Source organism: Nocardia sp. XZ_19_385, assembly GCF_015355755.1.
Taxonomy (GTDB): Bacteria; Actinomycetota; Actinomycetes; order Mycobacteriales; family Mycobacteriaceae; genus Nocardia.
Map to the genome: position 1 here is coordinate 1 of NZ_JACVEE010000015.1, position 1,022 is coordinate 1,022.

Genomic DNA, 1,022 nt, shown 5'->3' on the forward strand with positions numbered 1-1,022 from the left:
CCCGAAGCCGGTGGCCCAACCCCTTGTGGGAGGGAGCCGTCGAAGGTGGGATCGGCGATTGGGACGAAGTCGTAACAAGGTAGCCGTACCGGAAGGTGCGGCTGGATCACCTCCTTTCTAAGGAGCATCTGCACTTCCTCGCCTCGAGTAGTCGAGCGCTGAGGGTGCCAGAGCCGCTTAGTTCTCACATGTAGAACTGCGGAGCTCATGGGTGGAACGCTGACAACATTCATCGCACCATGGTTTCGGCTCAGTCCGGGATCGCGGTGAATATACCGACACACTATTGGGTCCTGAAAGAACACGCGTTCTTTCAAGGCAAAACAAACGATCCGACTGGATCTCCTCGATACCGCCGGCGGTGACGCCGAGTTGGTCTGGGTATCAAATCTGGTTGGGTGTGTTGTTTGAGAACTGCACAGTGGACGCGAGCATCTTTGTTAGTAAGTGTTTAAGAGCGTACGGTGGATGCCTTGGCACCAGGAGCCGATGAAGGACGTAGTAGGCTGCGATAAGCCTCGGGGAGCTGTCAAACGAGCTGAGATCCGAGGATTTCCGAATGGGGAAACCCAGCACGAGTGATGTCGTGTTACCCGCATCTGAATATATAGGGTGTGTGGAGGGAACGTGGGGAAGTGAAACATCTCAGTACCCACAGGAAGAGAAAACAACAGTGATTCCGTGAGTAGTGGCGAGCGAAAGCGGATGAGGCTAAACCAGTCAGATGTGATAGACGGCAGTTGTTGTCTGGCTGGGGTAGTGGGAATATTCTTCTTCATTCTGCCGAATGGAGCGAGAGTCAGAAACCTAGGTGTTAGTTGAAGTGGTCTGGAACGGCCTGCCATAGACGGTGATAGCCCGGTAAATGAAAACTCCTAGGCTCTCGTGGATATCTCCCGAGTAGCAGCGGGCCCGTGAAATCTGCTGTGAATCTGCCGGGACCACCCGGTAAGCCTGAATACTCCCTGGTGACCGATAGCGGACTAGTACCGTGAGGGAAAGGTGAAAAGTACCCCGGGAGG

General features: G+C 54.5%; 2 rRNA genes. Both read left to right on the top strand.

Features of this window, described 5'->3' with window-relative positions:
- Nucleotides 1-117, top strand: a 16S ribosomal RNA gene (locus IBX22_RS37145); the annotation flags it as partial.
- A 324-nt stretch (nt 118-441) separates the two neighbouring features.
- Nucleotides 442-1,022 (top strand): 23S ribosomal RNA (locus IBX22_RS37150); the annotation flags it as partial.